Here is a 209-nt window from a genome sequence, read left to right as displayed (position 1 = left end):
CCAGGTCGTTGGCGACGACGCGGGCGATGATTTCGCGGCGCAGGCGGTGGCCATGGATCTCGGCCGCGTATTTCTTCGCCATGCGGTCCGGAAAATAGCCCATCAGGTCACGGTCGAAATGCAGATCGTCCGGCACGTCGCTGGCGACGATGTCGGAAAACAGCACGATCTTGGCATAGGCCAACAGCACGCCGAGCTCGGCCCTGGTC

1 protein-coding gene is annotated in these 209 nt (G+C 63.2%); it reads right to left on the bottom strand.

Features of this window, described 5'->3' with window-relative positions:
- Window positions 1–209: NAD-glutamate dehydrogenase domain-containing protein (locus E5W87_RS35965; RefSeq protein ID WP_292408831.1), on the bottom strand; the 209-nt coding region annotated here is incomplete at both ends.

Source organism: Mesorhizobium sp., from assembly GCF_004962925.1.
Taxonomy (GTDB): domain Bacteria; phylum Pseudomonadota; class Alphaproteobacteria; order Rhizobiales; family Rhizobiaceae; genus Mesorhizobium.
The sequence above is the reverse complement of the archived record's forward strand: the minus strand, read 5'-3'. Positions and strand labels throughout refer to the sequence as shown.